The 15467-nt window shown below is 65.8% G+C and carries 15 protein-coding genes; all 15 read left to right on the top strand.

Annotated features, from left to right (window positions below):
- The first annotated feature begins 16 nt into the window (after positions 1 to 16).
- Positions 17 to 247, top strand: coding sequence for a hypothetical protein (locus tag VME63_RS05585; protein WP_325431111.1), 231 nt, complete (start codon positions 17 to 19; stop codon positions 245 to 247).
- 179 nt (positions 248 to 426) lie between these two features.
- Positions 427 to 1137, top strand: coding sequence for a FadR/GntR family transcriptional regulator (locus VME63_RS05580; protein WP_325431109.1), 711 nt, complete (start codon positions 427 to 429; stop codon positions 1135 to 1137).
- Positions 1134 to 2093, top strand: coding sequence for a 2-dehydro-3-deoxygalactonokinase (locus VME63_RS05575; protein WP_325431107.1), 960 nt, complete (start codon positions 1134 to 1136; stop codon positions 2091 to 2093). The genes VME63_RS05580 and VME63_RS05575 overlap by 4 nt, the downstream gene beginning before the upstream one ends.
- Positions 2090 to 2731 carry a 2-dehydro-3-deoxy-6-phosphogalactonate aldolase gene (locus tag VME63_RS05570; protein ID WP_325431105.1) on the top strand — a complete coding sequence of 214 codons (642 nt, stop codon included), beginning with the start codon at positions 2090 to 2092 and terminating at the stop codon, positions 2729 to 2731. Before VME63_RS05575 ends, VME63_RS05570 begins: the two co-directional genes overlap by 4 nt.
- Positions 2728 to 3876 (top strand): galactonate dehydratase, encoded by a 1149-nt coding sequence (gene dgoD / locus VME63_RS05565; protein ID WP_325431103.1) that lies wholly within the window; start codon positions 2728 to 2730, stop codon positions 3874 to 3876. Before VME63_RS05570 ends, dgoD begins: the two co-directional genes overlap by 4 nt.
- A 26-nt stretch (positions 3877 to 3902) precedes the next feature.
- Complete coding sequence (locus VME63_RS05560; protein WP_325431101.1) at positions 3903 to 4667, top strand: SDR family oxidoreductase; 765 nt, start codon at positions 3903 to 3905, stop codon at positions 4665 to 4667.
- Positions 4664 to 5554, top strand: coding sequence for an SMP-30/gluconolactonase/LRE family protein (locus VME63_RS05555; RefSeq protein WP_325431099.1), 891 nt, complete (start codon positions 4664 to 4666; stop codon positions 5552 to 5554). The genes VME63_RS05560 and VME63_RS05555 overlap by 4 nt, the downstream gene beginning before the upstream one ends.
- 76 nt (positions 5555 to 5630) lie before the next feature.
- Positions 5631 to 7019, top strand: a complete 1389-nt coding sequence (locus VME63_RS05550) for a sugar porter family MFS transporter (RefSeq protein WP_325431097.1) — start codon at positions 5631 to 5633, stop codon at positions 7017 to 7019.
- Between the two features lie 97 nt (positions 7020 to 7116).
- Complete coding sequence (locus VME63_RS05545) at positions 7117 to 8565, top strand: APC family permease (RefSeq protein WP_325431095.1); 1449 nt, start codon at positions 7117 to 7119, stop codon at positions 8563 to 8565.
- Positions 8566 to 8994: 429 nt separating this feature from the next.
- Positions 8995 to 9303, top strand: a complete 309-nt coding sequence (locus VME63_RS05540) for a lipid-A-disaccharide synthase N-terminal domain-containing protein (protein ID WP_325431093.1) — start codon at positions 8995 to 8997, stop codon at positions 9301 to 9303.
- Complete coding sequence (locus VME63_RS05535; protein WP_325431091.1) at positions 9300 to 9572, top strand: lipid-A-disaccharide synthase N-terminal domain-containing protein; 273 nt, start codon at positions 9300 to 9302, stop codon at positions 9570 to 9572. The genes VME63_RS05540 and VME63_RS05535 overlap by 4 nt, the downstream gene beginning before the upstream one ends.
- 72 nt (positions 9573 to 9644) lie before the next feature.
- Positions 9645 to 11147: a glycosyltransferase family 39 protein gene (locus VME63_RS05530; RefSeq protein WP_325431089.1), complete on the top strand. Its 1503-nt coding sequence runs from the start codon at positions 9645 to 9647 to the stop codon at positions 11145 to 11147.
- Between the two features lie 55 nt (positions 11148 to 11202).
- Positions 11203 to 13110 carry an asparagine synthase (glutamine-hydrolyzing) gene (asnB, locus tag VME63_RS05525; RefSeq protein ID WP_325431087.1) on the top strand — a complete coding sequence of 636 codons (1908 nt, stop codon included), beginning with the start codon at positions 11203 to 11205 and terminating at the stop codon, positions 13108 to 13110.
- 236 nt (positions 13111 to 13346) lie between these two features.
- Entirely contained in the window at positions 13347 to 13934 is a 588-nt protein-coding gene (locus tag VME63_RS05520) for a cysteine dioxygenase family protein (protein ID WP_325431085.1), read from the top strand.
- 78 nt (positions 13935 to 14012) lie between these two features.
- A complete protein-coding gene (locus tag VME63_RS05515) occupies positions 14013 to 15404 on the top strand; it encodes an FAD/NAD(P)-binding protein (RefSeq protein ID WP_325431083.1) in 1392 nt (463 codons plus the stop codon).
- Positions 15405 to 15467 lie beyond the last annotated feature (63 nt).

The raw sequence follows: 15467 nt of genomic DNA, 5'->3' as shown, positions 1-15467 counted from the left end.
GATGAAGCGATCCCGCATGTCTGCGCAGGGAGCACAAGGCAACCGTCCGCGGATGGAAAAGCATGACGCCGATTGCCCGGGCGCAACGCGCAAGGGCGACGAATCGGTGTTGCGGACGCAAAGCGCGGCACTCCGCGCGCAGATCCAGCCAGAAGCCGGCGGTGCCCCCGCCGGCTTCGACTGGCTTGGGCGGATTCCTTTGTTGCACCGCTTTGTCTTGGGCGTGCTCGATACGGCACGACGTTGATTCGGGCGGGCGTCCCGAGGCCGCCGTCAGCTTGCAAACCCGGCCCGTTCGGGCTATTCGCTTCTGCGCATATTGTATGATTATATAGACGCAACGCCCATCCGGCTTGCACGTCGCAGCAGGTTGCGACCCACCGCAGGACGCGCCCCCATTCCCGTCACCCGGCAGATCATCCGCCCATGAAAGTCGCGAACACCCGCAACTTGCACGGCCACGTCACCCAGGAACTTGGCGTGCGCATCGTCAGCGGCGCGCTCCGTCCGGGCGACGCCCTGCCGCGCGAAGAAGTGCTGGCCGAGCAAATGGCGGTAAGCCGCACGGCCTTGCGCGAAGCGATGCGCGTACTTTCGGCCAAAGGCCTGGTCCAAGCGCGGCCCAAGGTCGGCACGCGGGTCCGCGAAGAACGCTACTGGCAACAGTTGGATGCGGACGTGCTTGCATGGCGCTGCGCCTCCATGCCCACCGCCGATTTCGTGCAGAAGCTGGTGGAGATGCGCGAGATTTTCGAGCCGGCCGGGGCCGCCCTGGCGGCGCGGCGCTGCCATGCCGACCAGTTCGAACGCATCGAACAGGCCTACAAGGCGATGGAAGCTGCCAGCAATAGCGACGAATGGGCGATAGCCGATCTGGCCTTCCACGAATCGGTGCTGGTCGCCACCCATAACGAGTTGATGATCTCGCTGTTCTCGGTAGTGGAAACCGCGCTGGGTTCCTACTTTTTGCTGTCCGCGCGCAAGCGCAGCGATTTCAATTATTCGCTGCCGTATCATCGCAAGGTGTTCGAGGCGATCCGCCAGCGGCAGCCTGAGGCAGCGCGACGTGCCATGCAACAGATGATCCTCGATTCCCGCGCCAACATGACCGGCAAGCGCCGCAGGACATCGGCATGAGCGCGCACGTGCGACTGATCGGCCTGGACTGGGGCACCAGCAGCCTGCGCGCTTATCTCTACGATGTCGACGGCCGCGTGGTGGCTTCGCGCCGGCACGCCTGGGGCATCCGCCAGCTGCCCGAAGGTGGCTATGCGGCGGCATTGCAGGCGATCACCGCCGACTGGCCGCCCTGCATCGCGGTCGCCGCCGGCATGGTCGGCAGCCGGCAGGGCTGGCTGGAAGTGCCCTACGTGGATGTACCCGCCGATGCGGCCGCCATCGCGCAAGGCGCGCGCCGCGTCGAAGCATGCGACACGCATGCCCTGTGGATCTTCCCCGGCCTGCGCCAGCAGGCGCCCGCAAACGTGATGCGCGGGGAGGAAACCCAGGTGGTCGGTGCCTTGACGCAACAACCCCGGCGCGGCGCGCATGCGCGCTTCGTGCTGCCCGGCACGCACAGCAAATGGGCCAGCGTCAGCGATGGCCGCATCGTCGCGTTCGATACATGGATGACCGGCGAGATTTATGCACTGCTACTGCAACATTCGATACTCGGCGCCGGGGTATCGGTCGATCATGCCAAGCCGTTGCCTGGCCCGGCCTTCGAACGAGGCTTGCACGATGCCCGTGCAAGCGGCGATGCGGGTGTGTTCGGCCGCCTGTTCTGGGTACGCGCGCTGATGTTGAATGGCGAGCTTGCCATCGAGGACGTACCCGATTTTCTTTCAGGCCTCTTGATCGGCGAGGAATTTCGCCTCGCCTCGCTGCGCGATCGCGGCGACAGCGCCGTGCCGCTGTGCCTGATCGGCGACGCCTCGCTATGCCAGCGCTATGCCACGGCGGCCGCCCATTTCGGCTATACGGCGCCCACCATCGTCGAGGACGCCGCGGCGTCGGGCCTGTGGCAGCTGGCCTGGGCCGCCGGCCTGCTCGCGCAGGCGCCTTCTTTCGGCTTTTTCGGAGTGCACGCATGATCCGCGCCTGGCTCGATACCCTGCCCCTCGTTGCGATTCTTCGCGGCATCAAGCCGGAAGAAGCGGTGGAGGTGGGCCGCGTGCTCTTCGATGCCGGCTTTCGCGTCATCGAAGTACCGATGAATTCGCCCCAGCCGCTGGAAAGCATCCGCTTGCTCGCTGCGGCGCTGGGCCAGCAATGCCTGATCGGCGCGGGCACGGTACTGCGTACTGAACTGGCCGGCCAGATCGCCGCGGCCGGCGGCCGCCTGATCGTGATGCCGCACGCGGACGTCGCGATGATCCACGCGGCCAAGCGCGCGGACCTCTATTGCGTGCCGGGCGTGGCCACGCCCACCGAGGCGTTCACGGCGATCCACGCCGGCGCCGACGCGATCAAGCTGTTTCCCGCCGAACAAATCGCCCCCGCCGTGGTGAAGGCGTGGCGTGCGGTGCTGCCGCGCGAGCTGCTCGTGCTGCCGGTGGGCGGCATCACGCCCGAATCGATGGCGCCCTACGTGGCGGCGGGCGCCAACGGCTTCGGGCTCGGCTCGGCGCTCTATTCACCCGGGCGCGATCTGCAGGACATCGCTCGCCGCGCCCGCGCCTTTGCACACGCCTGGAAGGCAGGCATCGCTTCGGAAGGAAGTCACGCATGAAGATCACCCGTCTCACCACCTTTCTCGTGCCACCGCGCTGGCTGTTCGTGCGCATCGATACCGACGAAGGCATCAGCGGCTGGGGCGAGCCGGTGGTGGAGGGCCGCGCGCACACCGTCGCCGCCGCCGTGGACGAGCTTTCCGATTACCTGGTGGGCAAAGACCCCCGCCACATCGAAGACCACTGGAACGTGATGTATCGCGGCGGCTTCTATCGCGGCGGCCCGATCCTGATGAGCGCGATCGCCGGCATCGACCAGGCATTGTGGGACATCAAAGGCAAGCATCTGGGCGTACCGGTGCATGCCCTGCTGGGCGGCCCGGTGCGCGAGCGCATCCGCGTGTATTCGTGGATCGGCGGCGATCGCCCGGCCGATACCGCGCAGGCGGCCAGGGATGCCGTAGCCCGCGGCTTCACCGCCGTCAAGATGAATGCCACCGAGGAAATGCATTTTGTCGACACCCACGCCAAGGTGCAGCGTGTGCTGGAAAACGTGCAGGCGGTGCGCGACGCGGTGGGCCCCGACGTCGGCCTGGGGCTGGATTTCCACGGCCGCGTGCACAAGCCGATGGCGAAGGTGCTGATGCGCGAGCTGGCGCCGTTCAAGCTGATGTTCATCGAGGAACCGGTGCTTTCCGATCATCTCGAATGCATTCCCGAACTGGCCGCCATCTCGCCCGCGCCGATCGCGCTGGGCGAACGCATGTATTCGCGCTACGACTTCAAGCGCGTGTTCACCACCGGTGGCGTGGACATCATCCAGCCCGATCCCTCGCATGCCGGCGGCATCACCGAAACGCACAAGATCGCGATGATGGCCGAAGCCTACGACGTGGCGCTGGCGCTGCACTGTCCGCTCGGGCCGATCGCGCTGGCCGCCAACCTGCAGCTGGACGCGATCTGCCACAACGCGTTCATCCAGGAGCAAAGCCTGGGCATTCACTACAACGCCACCAACGATCTGCTCGACTACATCGCCGACCGCAGCGTGTTCGCCTACGAGAACGGCTATGTCTCCATGCCCGGCGGCCCGGGGCTGGGCATCGAGGTCAACGAAGCCTACGTGGCCGAGCGCGCCGCCGTGGGCCACCGCTGGCGCAATCCGATCTGGCGCCACAGCGACGGCAGCGTCGCCGAGTGGTAAGCGCGTTTACTCGCACGGAATCGAACATGTCCACGTTTGCCAGCTATCCCAGCCTGATCGACCGCACAGTCTTGATTACCGGCGGCGCCACCGGCATCGGTGCCGCCTTCGTCGCCCATTTCGCGCAGCAGGGCGCGCGGGTCGCGTTTCTGGACATCGATGAAAAAAGCGCATCGGCCTTGTGCGCTTCGCTGGCCGGCGCGCGCCACGCGCCGCTGTTCCTGGCATGCGACGTCACCGACATTGCGGCGCTGCGCAAGACCATCGCCAAGGCCGGCGATGCGATCGGCCACATCGGCGTGCTGATCAACAATGCCGCCAACGATCGCCGCCATCGCCTGGAGGACACCACGCCGGAAGACTTCGAGCAAAGCATCGGCGTCAACCTGCGCCACCAGTATTTCGCCACGCAGGCGCTGGTGCCCGGCATGCGCGAACTCGGTGGCGGCTCGGTGATCTGCCTGGGCTCCACCGGCTGGATGATCAAGAACGCAGGCTATCCGATGTACGCGATGGCCAAGTCGGCGGTGCGCGGCCTGGTCAACGGCCTGGCGCGTGAACTGGGCCAGCACCGCATCCGCATCAACGCGCTGGTGCCCGGCTGGGTGATCACCGAAAAGCAGCGCGCCTTGTGGCTGGATGCCGCCGGCGAGGAAGAGATCGGGCGCAAGCAATGCATGCCGGGGCATCTGGGTGCCGACGACATCGCGCGCGCGGCGCTGTTTCTCGCCGCCGACGACAGCCGCATGTGCACCGGGCACGACTTCATCGTCGATGGCGGGTGGGCATGACACTCGATGCGCGGCTGGTGCTGGATGCGCGCAACACGCTCGGCGAGGGCGTAACGTGGTGCGCGCGCAGCCAATCGCTGTACTGGACGGATATTCATCGCGCGGTGCTGTGGCGCTGGCGTCCGGCCGACGGCCGCACGCGACAGTGGCCGATGCCCGAGCGACTGGCATGCTTTGCGTTGTGCGAAGACGCCGGCTGGCTGCTGCTGGGGCTGGCGAGCGGGCTGGCTTTTTTCCACGAAGAAAGCGGCGAGCTGATCGATATCGCCAAAGTGGAGCCGGGCCTGTCCACGCGCCTGAACGACGGCGCTTGCGATCGCCAGGGACGCTTCGTGTTCGGCACCTTGCACGAGCCGGCCGGCGGTGAAATGCGCCGTGCGGCCGGCAGCTTTTACCGCTTGCACGCCGATCGCACGCTGGAGCAACTGCCGCTGGGCCCTGTGGCGATCAGCAACAGCATCGCCTTCAGTCCCGATGGCGGCACGATGTATTACTGCGATTCCACCGTCGGCGTCATTCAGCGCTGCGATTACGGCGAGCGCATCGCCCATATCGGCGTGCACGCGGATCTCTCGCACCTGAGCGGCGATCCCGACGGTTCGGCGGTGGACGACGAAGGCGGTTTGTGGAATGCGCAATGGGGCCTGGGCCGCGTGGTGCGCTACGACCGCGACGGCAGGGAAAGTTTCATCGTCAACGTGCCGACGCGGCAACCTTCGCGCGTCGCCTTCGGCGGCGAGCGCCTCAATACGCTCTACATCACCAGCGCGCGCGACGGCCTGGACCAGCAAGCCTTGTCGGCCGATGCGCACGCCGGCGGCCTGTTCGCTATCGACGTGCCCTTTACCGGCCTGCCCGAACCGCGTTTCGCGGGCCGCCCTGCATGAATCCGCTTTTTATCCGCGTCGGCCAGAAGGCGTTCCACGAAGCGCCCGCGCGACGCAACCGACTGGGGAGTCCTTCATGAATGACATGGCAGCACCTGTCGCCACGCACGCAAAAGCGACAGCGATCTTCACTTGCGTACTCGCCGCGCTGGCCGGACTGATGTTCGGCCTGGATATCGGCGTGATCTCGGGCGCCACGCAGTTTGTCCAGCGCCAATTCGCCGTATCGGACCGGGTGATCGAATGGATCGTCAGCAGCATGATGCTGGGCGCTGCCGTCGGTGCGTTGCTGGCCGGATGGATGTCCGCCGCGCTGGGGCGCAAACGCTCGCTGATCCTTGGCGCGGTGCTGTTCGTGGCCGGATCGCTGCTATGCGGCCTGGCCTGGTCGGCCGATACGCTGATCGCCGCGCGCGTCGTGCTGGGACTTGCCATCGGCATCTCCACGTTCACCGCGCCGCTTTATCTGGCGGAGGTGGCGCCCGAATACATTCGCGGCGCGATGATTTCGCTGTACCAGTTGATGATCACCATCGGCATTCTGGTCGCGTTTCTCTCCGATACGCTGTTGAGCTACAGCGGCAACTGGCGCTGGATGCTCGGCGTCATCGCCATTCCCGGCGCGCTGTTCCTGATCGGCGTGCTGTTTCTGCCCGACAGCCCGCGCTGGCTGATGATGCGCCAGCGCGATCAGGAAGCGCTGGACGTACTGCGCCGCCTGCGCGGCGACCCGGATGTGGTGCGGCGCGAGGCGAGCGATATCCGCGAACAGTTGCGCACGCCGCAACGCGGCTGGCACTTGTTCCTGGAGAACGGCAATTTCCGCCGCTCGGTGGGCCTGGGCGTCCTGCTGCAGCTGATGCAGCAGTTCACCGGCATGAACGTGGTGATGTACTACGCGCCGCGCATCTTCAAGGACATGGGTTATGACACCCAGGCGCAGATGTGGTTTACCGCCATCGTGGGGCTGACCAACGTGCTGGCCACCTTCATCGCGATCGGCCTGGTCGACCGCTGGGGCCGCAAGCCGATTCTCTACACCGGCTTTGCCGTGATGGCGATCGGGCTGGGCGTGGTCGGCACGATGATGGGCATGAAGGTCACCGCGCACGGCGCCCAGCTGTTTACCGTGGGCATGGTGCTGGTGTTCATCGTGGGCTTTGCGATGTCGGCGGGCCCGTTGATCTGGACGCTGTGTTCGGAAGTGCAGCCGTTGAAAGGGCGCGACTTCGGCATCGGCTGCTCGACGGTCACCAACTGGGTCGCCAACACGATCGTGGGCCTCACCTTTCTCAGCCTGCTCGCCAGCGTGGGCCATACCACGACGTTCTATCTGTATGCGGCGTTCAACGCGATCTTCATCGTGCTGACGTTCTGGCTGGTGCCGGAAACCAAGGGCGTGACGCTGGAACAGATCGAGCGCAACCTGATGAGCGGCAAGCGGCTGCGCGATATCGGCCGCTGACTGTCTTTGCGCTGTCCCCGCCGCGCGGCTGATGTAGTCTCTTGGACAACATCACGCCGCGTGGTGCGATGCATCGCGGCATCCGGGGGAGGCAACCATGGCTGCAGCGCCGACGGCCGAAGGCGAGCCGGTTCTTCACCGCGTCCTGGGCACCTGGGACCTGGTGCTGTTCAACATTGCCGCCGGCGTGGCGTTGCGCTGGCTGTCGATGGCCGCGCGGCTGGGGCCCTCCAGCCTGGTGCTGTGGATACTGGGGCTGATCGGTTTTTTCATTCCGCTGGCGCTGGCGGTGCTGAGCCTGAGCGCGCGCATGCCCGGCGAAGGCGGCCTCTACATCTGGTCGAAAACCGCCTTCGGCGATCTGCATGGCTTCGTCGCGGGCTGGACGTACTGGGTGTCCAATCTTGCCTACCTGCCGGCGGCGCTGCTGTTCAGCGCGGGCATTTTCCTGCACGTGGGCGGCGAACGCTGGGTGGCGCATGCGGCGGATGGCCGCTACAACCTTGTCTATTGCCTGGCGGTGCTGTGGCTGGCCACGCTGCTGGGTATCGTGGGCCTGGCGCGCGTGAAGTGGCTGCAGAACCTCGGCGGCATCGCCACCTGGTCGGCGGCGGCACTGATCCTGGGCGCGGGCGCGTTCGCCGCCTGGCGGTTCGGGCCGGCGACGACCATGACGGTCGCGAAACTCACCCCGGATTTCCGCCAGCTCGCGACCTTGTCCGCGTTCACCACCATCGCGCTGGCCTACCAGGGGCTGGAGCTGGGGCCGATCCTGGGCGGGGAGATCAAGGATCCGCAACGGCAGATTCCGCGCGCGACCCTGATCTCGTGCATCGTCATCGCCGCGATCTACATCGCCGGCACGGCCTCGCTGCTGATTGCGCTGCCCACCTCCACCATCGACATCATCGGCGGCATTCCGCAGGCGCTGGCGGCGATCGGCGCACGCATCGGCCTGCCCTTTTTCGGCGCGCTGACCGCATTGCTGATCGCGCTGGGCACGATCGGTTCGGTGTCCGCCTGGGTCACCGGCACCGCGCGGCTGCCCTTCGTGGTGGGGCTGGATCGCTTTCTGCCCGCCGTACTCGGGCGCCTTAACCGCAAACACGGCACGCCGCAGGTATCTTTGCTGACCCAAGGCGTGCTGGCTTCGCTGATGCTGGCGGCGGCGTTGTCCGGCGCCACCATCCACGACGCCTACATCGTCCTGATCGACATGACCGCGATCATGTCGCTGCTGCCGCTGCTATACATCATGCTGGCCTATCCGGTGATGCGCCGCCGCGCCGGCGGCGGACACGCCAGGCACCAGGGCCTGCGCGCCGCCATGAGCTGGATCGCCGGACTGACCGGCTTCGCGGTGACCCTGATGGCGATCGGCGCATCGACGATTCCGCCCGCGGACGGCGGCAGCGCCGGCCTGTTTCTGTTGAAGGTGGTGGGCGGCTCGGCGCTGCTCATCGGCGTGGGCCTGATTTTTTATCGGCGCGGGCAGCGGCGGTCGGTACGCGGAGCACAGGCGTCAGCTTTGCGCAAGGCCGCGTGAGGCCGGGTCATGCCGGCGCCATCAAGATGTCGCTTTCGTATGGTTTGCTGGGCGGCCGGCCGTATAACGCGGGCATAACAGGCCACTAAGCCAGAGCTAAGATATGTCTTCCAGACTTGCCCGCGCAAAACCCTGCGATGCCCCGCACGCGTCCGTCTGCATGCCGTTGGCGGGCCGATGCGGTGCCCCAAGCACAGCGTACGGCTGTCAGGGCTTACCATATGCAGGTTTATCGCTGCCCCGGGTCGGCTATGCGGTTGGCCCGGAACAGGCGTATTGACCGGTGCCCCAGCGTTGCATGACCCGATTAAAGCGATGCGCGACGCTTTACGCAGGAAACTGCGCCGCGCGGCGATGCTTCGCCACCGTTTCGACGACGGCGCGTGCCGCTGGCAGCGCCGCCGCAGACCACTTATTCGGATGTATGGCATGGGAACGTTAGAACACAGCTGGTTGGAACATGGCTGGCTGGCACTGGGATTGCTGGGCCAGGCGGTGTTTTCCGCGCGCTTCCTGCTGCAGTGGGTCTATAGCGAGTACAAGCGCGAGAGCGTGATGCCGCTCGCCTTCTGGTACATGAGCATCGTCGGCGGCGCGATGCTGCTGTGCTATGCGCTGTACAAGCACGATCCGGTCTTCATCGCCGGACAGTCGTGCGGCGTATTCATCTATGCGCGCAATTTGCAGCTGCGGCTGCGCGAGCTGGCGGCGACGCAGGGCGGGGAGTCCCAGCCATGACGATCGACCAGCAAACCTTGTGGGTGGCCACGGGATTCCTTGGGCAGGCGTTCTTCGCCGCCCGTTTCCTGGTGCAATGGCTATACAGCGAATCGCGCGGCAAAAGCCGCGTGCCCAATGTGTTCTGGTACCTGAGCGTGATCGGCGGCGTGCTGCTGCTGAGCTATGCGATCCATCGCAAGGAGCTGGTGTTCATCATCGGGGAAACCACCACGCTGGTGATTTTCCTGCGCAATCTGCAGCTGCTGAAGCCGCGCCACAAATCCTGATCCCACCCATGCGCGAACCGCGGCGAGCATCCGCGGTCTTTATCAGCCATCACGCTTAGCCTGGAAATCCACGTGCTGCCTTCTTCCAACGTTCACTCGACACGTTCGTCATGGCTCTGGCTGATCGCCCTGGGCTTGTTGCTTGGCTTTGGCTTCCAGGGCACGCGCGGCCTGTGGAGTCCCGACGAAGGCCGCTATGTGGACGCGGCGCTGCAAATGCTCGATTCGGGCCATTACATGGCGCCCGCCTACAGTCCCGACGAGGTCAATTTCTCCAAGCCGCCAAGCACGTACTGGATCATCGCCGCGTCGATCAAGCTGCTGGGCCGCAACGAATGGGCCGCGCGCGCGCCATATGCGCTGGCATTCGTGCTGACCCTGCTGCTGCTGGGCGCCATGGGCCGGCGGGTGGTTCCGGACAAGCCCTGGCTGCCGGGGCTGATCTATGGTTGCTCGGCGTTTCCGTTCGTCGCCGCCAACATCGTCAGCACCGATGCGTTCCTGGTGCTGTCCGAAGCGGTGGCGATGCTCGGCTTCTTGAACGCCGCGTTCGGCGAGGACGGCATACAGCGCAAACGCAACGTATTGCTGATGTGGCTGGGTTTTGGCCTGGCGTTTCTCACCAAGGGGCCGCCGGGCCTGATTCCGTTGCTGGCGGTGATTCCATTCATCGCGCGCCGCGACGGCTGGCGCGGCCTGGGACGTTTTTTCCACCCGCTGGGGCTGGCGTTGTTTTTGCTGGTCGGCGCATCGTGGTATCTGGTGGTCATCGCGCGCTACCCCGGCCTGCTGCACTACTTCCTGCATCAGGAGGTGTACAACCGCCTGTTCACTCACGCGCATCACCGCAACGCCGGCGCGCTGGGCTGGATCATCGCCTATTTGCCCACGCTGGCGCTTGGCCTGCTGCCGTGGTGGCCGGGCGTCATCAGCGGCCTGTTCTGCCTGGCCTCGGCGCAGACGCGCCGGACATGGATCGCCCAGCACAGCATCGAGCTGTTCCTGCTGCTGTGGTTCTTTATCCCGTTCGTGGTGTTTTGCCTGGCGCAGTCGCGCCTGCCGCTTTACATCCTGCCGCTGTTCCTGCCGCTATCGCTGCTGCTTGCGCTGACGCTGCGCGACCGGGTGAACCTGCGCGGGATCGGCCAGCGCGCCTTGCTGGGCGCATGGATCGCCGTGCTGCTCGCCGCCAAAGCGTATGGCGCGTATGCCCTACACCCCTCCAAGGACGATCGCCAGGCGTCTGCCGAACTGGCGGCGATCGCTCGCGGCCAGCCCTATGCGGCGCTGGCTTTCGTGCAGAACACCGACTACAGCTACACGATCGAGGAAGAAACGCCCTGGGGCGCCCGCATGTACCTGGGCAAGCCGGTGTACGGCATTCCATGGCAGGCCGCACAAGGGCCGGCCGCGTTGTGCCATGCTTTGCGCAGCGCGGGGTCCACGCTGGTGGTGGTCGATCCGTATCTGAAGGCCGAGAATATCCTGCAGCGCATCCAGCCGTTGTGCGCGCCGCGCCGCGTGGTGCCGGTGGGATCGTGGCGCAAGCGCGAGCTTGAACTCATCCAGATGTGATGCTGGCCCGATCGACCTGATCCAACATGACCTGATCTAAAAGCGTGTATTGAACATGTGCGGTATTGGCGGCTTATTGAATCGGGATGTCACCCACCCGGTTCCACACCTGGCGCAAAAGGCCAGGACCATGCTGGCGGCGATGACCCATCGCGGCCCGCACGGCGATGCGTTCTTCACCCGCGGCCAGCTCGCCATTGCCTGCAACCGCCTGGCCATCCGCGGCGTGGAGCAGCATCAGCCGCCGCTGATCGAACACGAGTCGGGCATTGTGGTGGCCTGCAACGGCGAGATCGACAACCACCGCGAACTGCGCCGCGAACTGGCCCACGCCGGGCATGCCATCACCTTGAGCACCGACGTGGCGGTGATCGCGCCGCTGTATCTGGAAAAGGGCCTGGCATTTCTTGAACACCTGCAAGGCGTGTTCGCGCTGGCCTTGTGGGATGCGCGCCAGCAGCGCCTGATTCTGGCGCGCGACCGTGGCGGCGAACGCCATCTTTATTACACCGCGTCGGAGCAGGCCGTGTGCTTCGCCTCGGAACTGGCCGCCCTGCTGAGCGCGCGCGACGCCCCGCCGCAGCTCGACCGCACCGGGCTCGCGCGCTATCTGCGTTCGGGCTATTGCCCAGCCCCGCACAGCCCGTTGAAAGACATCCGCAAAGTCGCGCCCGGCGAGATGATCGTGGTCGAACCCGGCGGCATCGAACATCGGCGCTACTGGAACATGCCTGCGGGCAATCCCTCCGCGCCGATGCCGACGGCGCGGGATTTCGACCCTGTGTTCCGCGCGGCGGTCGCGCGGCAAAGCGACATCGACGTCGACTACGGCGTGCTGCTGAGCGGCGGCATCGATTCGGCACTGATGACTGCCGTGGCGCGCAGCGTGCGTCCCGACAAGAAAACCACCGCCTATTGCATCCGTTTCGCCGAAGCCTCGTTCGACGAAGGACAGTATGCGGCGGAGCTTGCGCAGGAACTGGGTTGCGATTTTGTGCCGGTGACCGTATCCGCCGCGGATTTCCCCGTCGCGCTGCGCGAACTGATCCATGCCACCGGCGAACCGCTGGCCGACCCGGCGTGGATTCCGCTGTCGCTGGTGACGCGCCGCGCGGCGAAAGACGTACGCGTGCTGCTCGCCGGCGAAGGCGCGGATGAATTATTCGGCGGTTATCCCACTTATCTTGGCGCGCAATGGTCCAGCCGCTACGCGCGCCTGCCCGCGCCGGTGCGGGCGCTGTGCGAAAAGCTGATCGATGCTTTTCCCACCAGCGACAAAAAAGTCACGCTGTCGTTTTTGCTCAAGCGCTTTATCCGCGGGCAGGAACTGGACGGACTGTCGCGCCATCTGTTGTGGACGGCCAGCATCGCGCCGGCGTGGATGCGCCGGCTCGGCATCGAACCGCCGATCGACGATACGCACGATGCAACGTCCAGCCTGCTCGATACCATCCAGCGCTACGACTTCGGCCATTCGTTGCCCGACGCCTTGATGGCCAAGGCCGATCGTGGCGGCATGCTGCATGGCGTGGAGATTCGCGCACCGTTCCTGGATCAGTCGGTGATCGAATTCGCCGCGCGCCTGCCCGAACAGGCGCGCGTGCGCGGCCTCATGACCAAGGTTTTCCTCAAGGGCTACGCACTCAACTACGTACCCAAACCGGTGGTGACGCGACGCAAGCGCGGTTTGTCGGTGCCGTTGGCGGCGTGGCTGCGCGGGCCGCTGCGCGAGTGGGCGCAAGCGCAATTGTCTCATCGCGTGCTTGGCGAGGCGGGCATCGACACGCGTGCGGCCGGCGAACTGTTCGACGCGCATCAGGCGCGCGCCGGTGATCACGCCAGGGCGCTCTGGACATTGATCGTGCTCAGCGAATGGCTGCAGTGGCTCGACCTGCGCAGCCATTTGCCGGCGCAGCCGGTAGCCGCGCGCGACAGCGTCGATGTCGCGCAGGTCACGCATTAAGTTGCGCCGCAGCACACCGTACTTATTCGCAAATCATTCGTCTGTGATAGCGAATCCATCTTAACGACGCACGACTTGACTCGATTCAAACGCGCCGTTTTTACGCTCAGCCTTTTTTAACGCTCGCTGCGGCGTTTTCGTCATATGCATCGGCATCCGTGCAACTCGCGCATAGCGGATCTTTAACGCACCCTGTGGTTGTTTAAATAACGAGTACGCCTACACAGGGTCAAGCCATGCACGACGCACTCAAGCCTGCCATCGCCACGTGGACGCAGCGCGTTTTCGCCAGCATCGACGCGTGCATCGCACCGGATGCCACCATCGACATGCAACGCCTGGCGAACACGCTGGCAGCGGCATCGATGTGGGAAGGATGTCCTCGCGCCGGCGATCTGTCCGGCGAATCGCGCGATGTGTCCTACCGCCGCATTGCGCTGGGCAATCATCAAACGCTCGGTTATGAAGCATTGCTGATCCTATGGCCGCCCAGTCACGTCACGCCCGTGCATGACCACGATGGCTTGTGGGGCATGGAATGCGTGCTCGATGGCGTACTGCAGGTGGAAGCGTTCGACCTGTCGCTTGACGCGCATCCGCACCTGGTCGCGCGCGATACCACGGTGCTTGGCATCGGCGATCACGTGGCGTTCTCCGATGCCGACTACGCCCATCGCTGCCGCAATCTTTCTTCCAATCGTTCCACGCTTTCGCTGCACATCTACGGCGGCGAACTGAACCAGTACCGCAGCTTTCATATCCAAGAGGAAGGACGCTGGGCCGTCCGCACGCACGATGCCGTGCGCGACGCGACGCTGGTCTGAGCGCCGGCACCAAGGTTGCGCGCCCGTGTGTTTTGCAACCGATTGCGGCAACATGCTTGTCTGTCCCCCGGAGTTGTCATGACTGATATCGCCATCATTGGAGGCGGCGCCGCTGGCGCCGCGGTGTTCGGCTCCCTTCTCAACCGGGAAGACGCAGGTGCGCTGCACTGGATCGCCGGCCACGCCGTCGCCGGCCGAGGCGTGGCGTATGCCACGGACGACGATCATCACCTGCTCAACGTACGCGCCGGCGGCATGGGCCTGTATGCCGACCAGGACGAAGAATTCGTACAGCACGCCGCGCGCGGCGACACAAACGTGCGTGCGACGGATTTCCTGCCGCGCCGGCTGTTCGGCGACTTCGTCCAAGCGCAGCTGCGCCGGCGCATCGAGGCGGCGACGCAGCGCGGACGGCGCTTCGTCGTACACGCGCAGGAGGCCGTGCGCGTGGAGCCGCAGCTCGACGGCTACGAGATTTTGCTCGCCGATCGCGCGTCCTTGCGCGCGGATGTCGTGGTACTGGCGGTCGGCGCGCTTGCACCACGGCCGCTGCGCACGGTAACCCCGCAGGCGCTCGCCAGCGGCGCCTACGAACTCGATCCCTGGCGGCTGCCCACGCGCACACGCGCACCGCGCCGCCTGATCGTGATCGGCACCGGCCTCACCGCCGTGGATACGCTGTTGTCCGCCTCCACGCGCTGGCCCGACGCGGAGCTGATTGCGGTATCGCGCCATGGCCAGCTGCCTTTCGTGCATCCGGTCGCGCCCGCGAGCGCGTATGCCGGACAGCCCCATCTCAATGCGCAACTGCTCGCCTGCGACGGTGCCGCACCCATGCTGCGGCATATCCGCGATGCACTGCGCGAACGCCCGAACCTGGACTGGCGCAGCGTGATCGACGGCATGCGTCCGATCAACGCGTCCCTGTGGCAGGGGCTGACCGCCCCGCAACGACGGCAGTTTCTGCGTCATGCGCGCTGGATCTGGGAAGCCGCGCGCCATCGCGTGCCGCCGCGCTCGGCCCAGGCCATCCAGCAGTTGCGCGACGAGGGGCGCCTGCAGGTACAAGCTGCGCGCGTGCTTGGCGTCGATGGCCAGGGGCCGCTCGAGGTGACCGTGCGTTCGCGCGCCACGCAAGTTCTTTCCACCTTGCAGGCGGACCTGGTGGTGCAGGCCACGGGCCTGGATACCGCTGTCGCCTTTACCGAGCATACGTTGCTGTCGCAGTTGCTTGAGGACGGCCTGGCGGTGCCCGATCCGCTGCAGCTGGGCGTACTGGCCGGCGCCGACGGCCGGCTCGTCAACACGCGCGGCGACCTGCAGCCGGGCCTGTATGCCATCGGTTCTCTGCTGCGCGGCAACCTGTGGGAATGCACCGCGATGCCGGAAATCCGCAGCGCCGCCCATGCGCTGGCCGCGGCACTGGTGCCGGACCGCTCCCAGGCCGCCGCCTCGACCCTGCCTGCCTGACGCCATGGCCTTGCCGTCGTGGCAGATGGCCATCTAGCCATCTAGACGGTGGCGGGTTATGTT

The sequence above is a fragment of the Dyella sp. genome, assembly GCF_035503745.1.
Lineage (GTDB): Bacteria > Pseudomonadota > Gammaproteobacteria > Xanthomonadales > Rhodanobacteraceae > Dyella_B.
The sequence above is the reverse complement of the archived record's forward strand: the minus strand, read 5'-3'. Positions and strand labels throughout refer to the sequence as shown.

Coding starts and splice junctions, on each gene's coding strand:
- VME63_RS05545 (WP_325431095.1), top strand. CDS start 7,117: ATGGCTGCAGCGCCGACGGCCGAAGGCGAGCCGGTTCTTCACCGCGTC.
- VME63_RS05515 (WP_325431083.1), top strand. CDS start 14,013: ATGACTGATATCGCCATCATTGGAGGCGGCGCCGCTGGCGCCGCGGTG.
- dgoD (WP_325431103.1), top strand. CDS start 2,728: ATGAAGATCACCCGTCTCACCACCTTTCTCGTGCCACCGCGCTGGCTG.
- asnB (WP_325431087.1), top strand. CDS start 11,203: ATGTGCGGTATTGGCGGCTTATTGAATCGGGATGTCACCCACCCGGTT.
- VME63_RS05550 (WP_325431097.1), top strand. CDS start 5,631: ATGAATGACATGGCAGCACCTGTCGCCACGCACGCAAAAGCGACAGCG.
- VME63_RS05575 (WP_325431107.1), top strand. CDS start 1,134: ATGAGCGCGCACGTGCGACTGATCGGCCTGGACTGGGGCACCAGCAGC.
- VME63_RS05540 (WP_325431093.1), top strand. CDS start 8,995: ATGGGAACGTTAGAACACAGCTGGTTGGAACATGGCTGGCTGGCACTG.
- VME63_RS05555 (WP_325431099.1), top strand. CDS start 4,664: ATGACACTCGATGCGCGGCTGGTGCTGGATGCGCGCAACACGCTCGGC.
- VME63_RS05535 (WP_325431091.1), top strand. CDS start 9,300: ATGACGATCGACCAGCAAACCTTGTGGGTGGCCACGGGATTCCTTGGG.
- VME63_RS05520 (WP_325431085.1), top strand. CDS start 13,347: ATGCACGACGCACTCAAGCCTGCCATCGCCACGTGGACGCAGCGCGTT.
- VME63_RS05585 (WP_325431111.1), top strand. CDS start 17: ATGTCTGCGCAGGGAGCACAAGGCAACCGTCCGCGGATGGAAAAGCAT.
- VME63_RS05560 (WP_325431101.1), top strand. CDS start 3,903: ATGTCCACGTTTGCCAGCTATCCCAGCCTGATCGACCGCACAGTCTTG.
- VME63_RS05580 (WP_325431109.1), top strand. CDS start 427: ATGAAAGTCGCGAACACCCGCAACTTGCACGGCCACGTCACCCAGGAA.
- VME63_RS05570 (WP_325431105.1), top strand. CDS start 2,090: ATGATCCGCGCCTGGCTCGATACCCTGCCCCTCGTTGCGATTCTTCGC.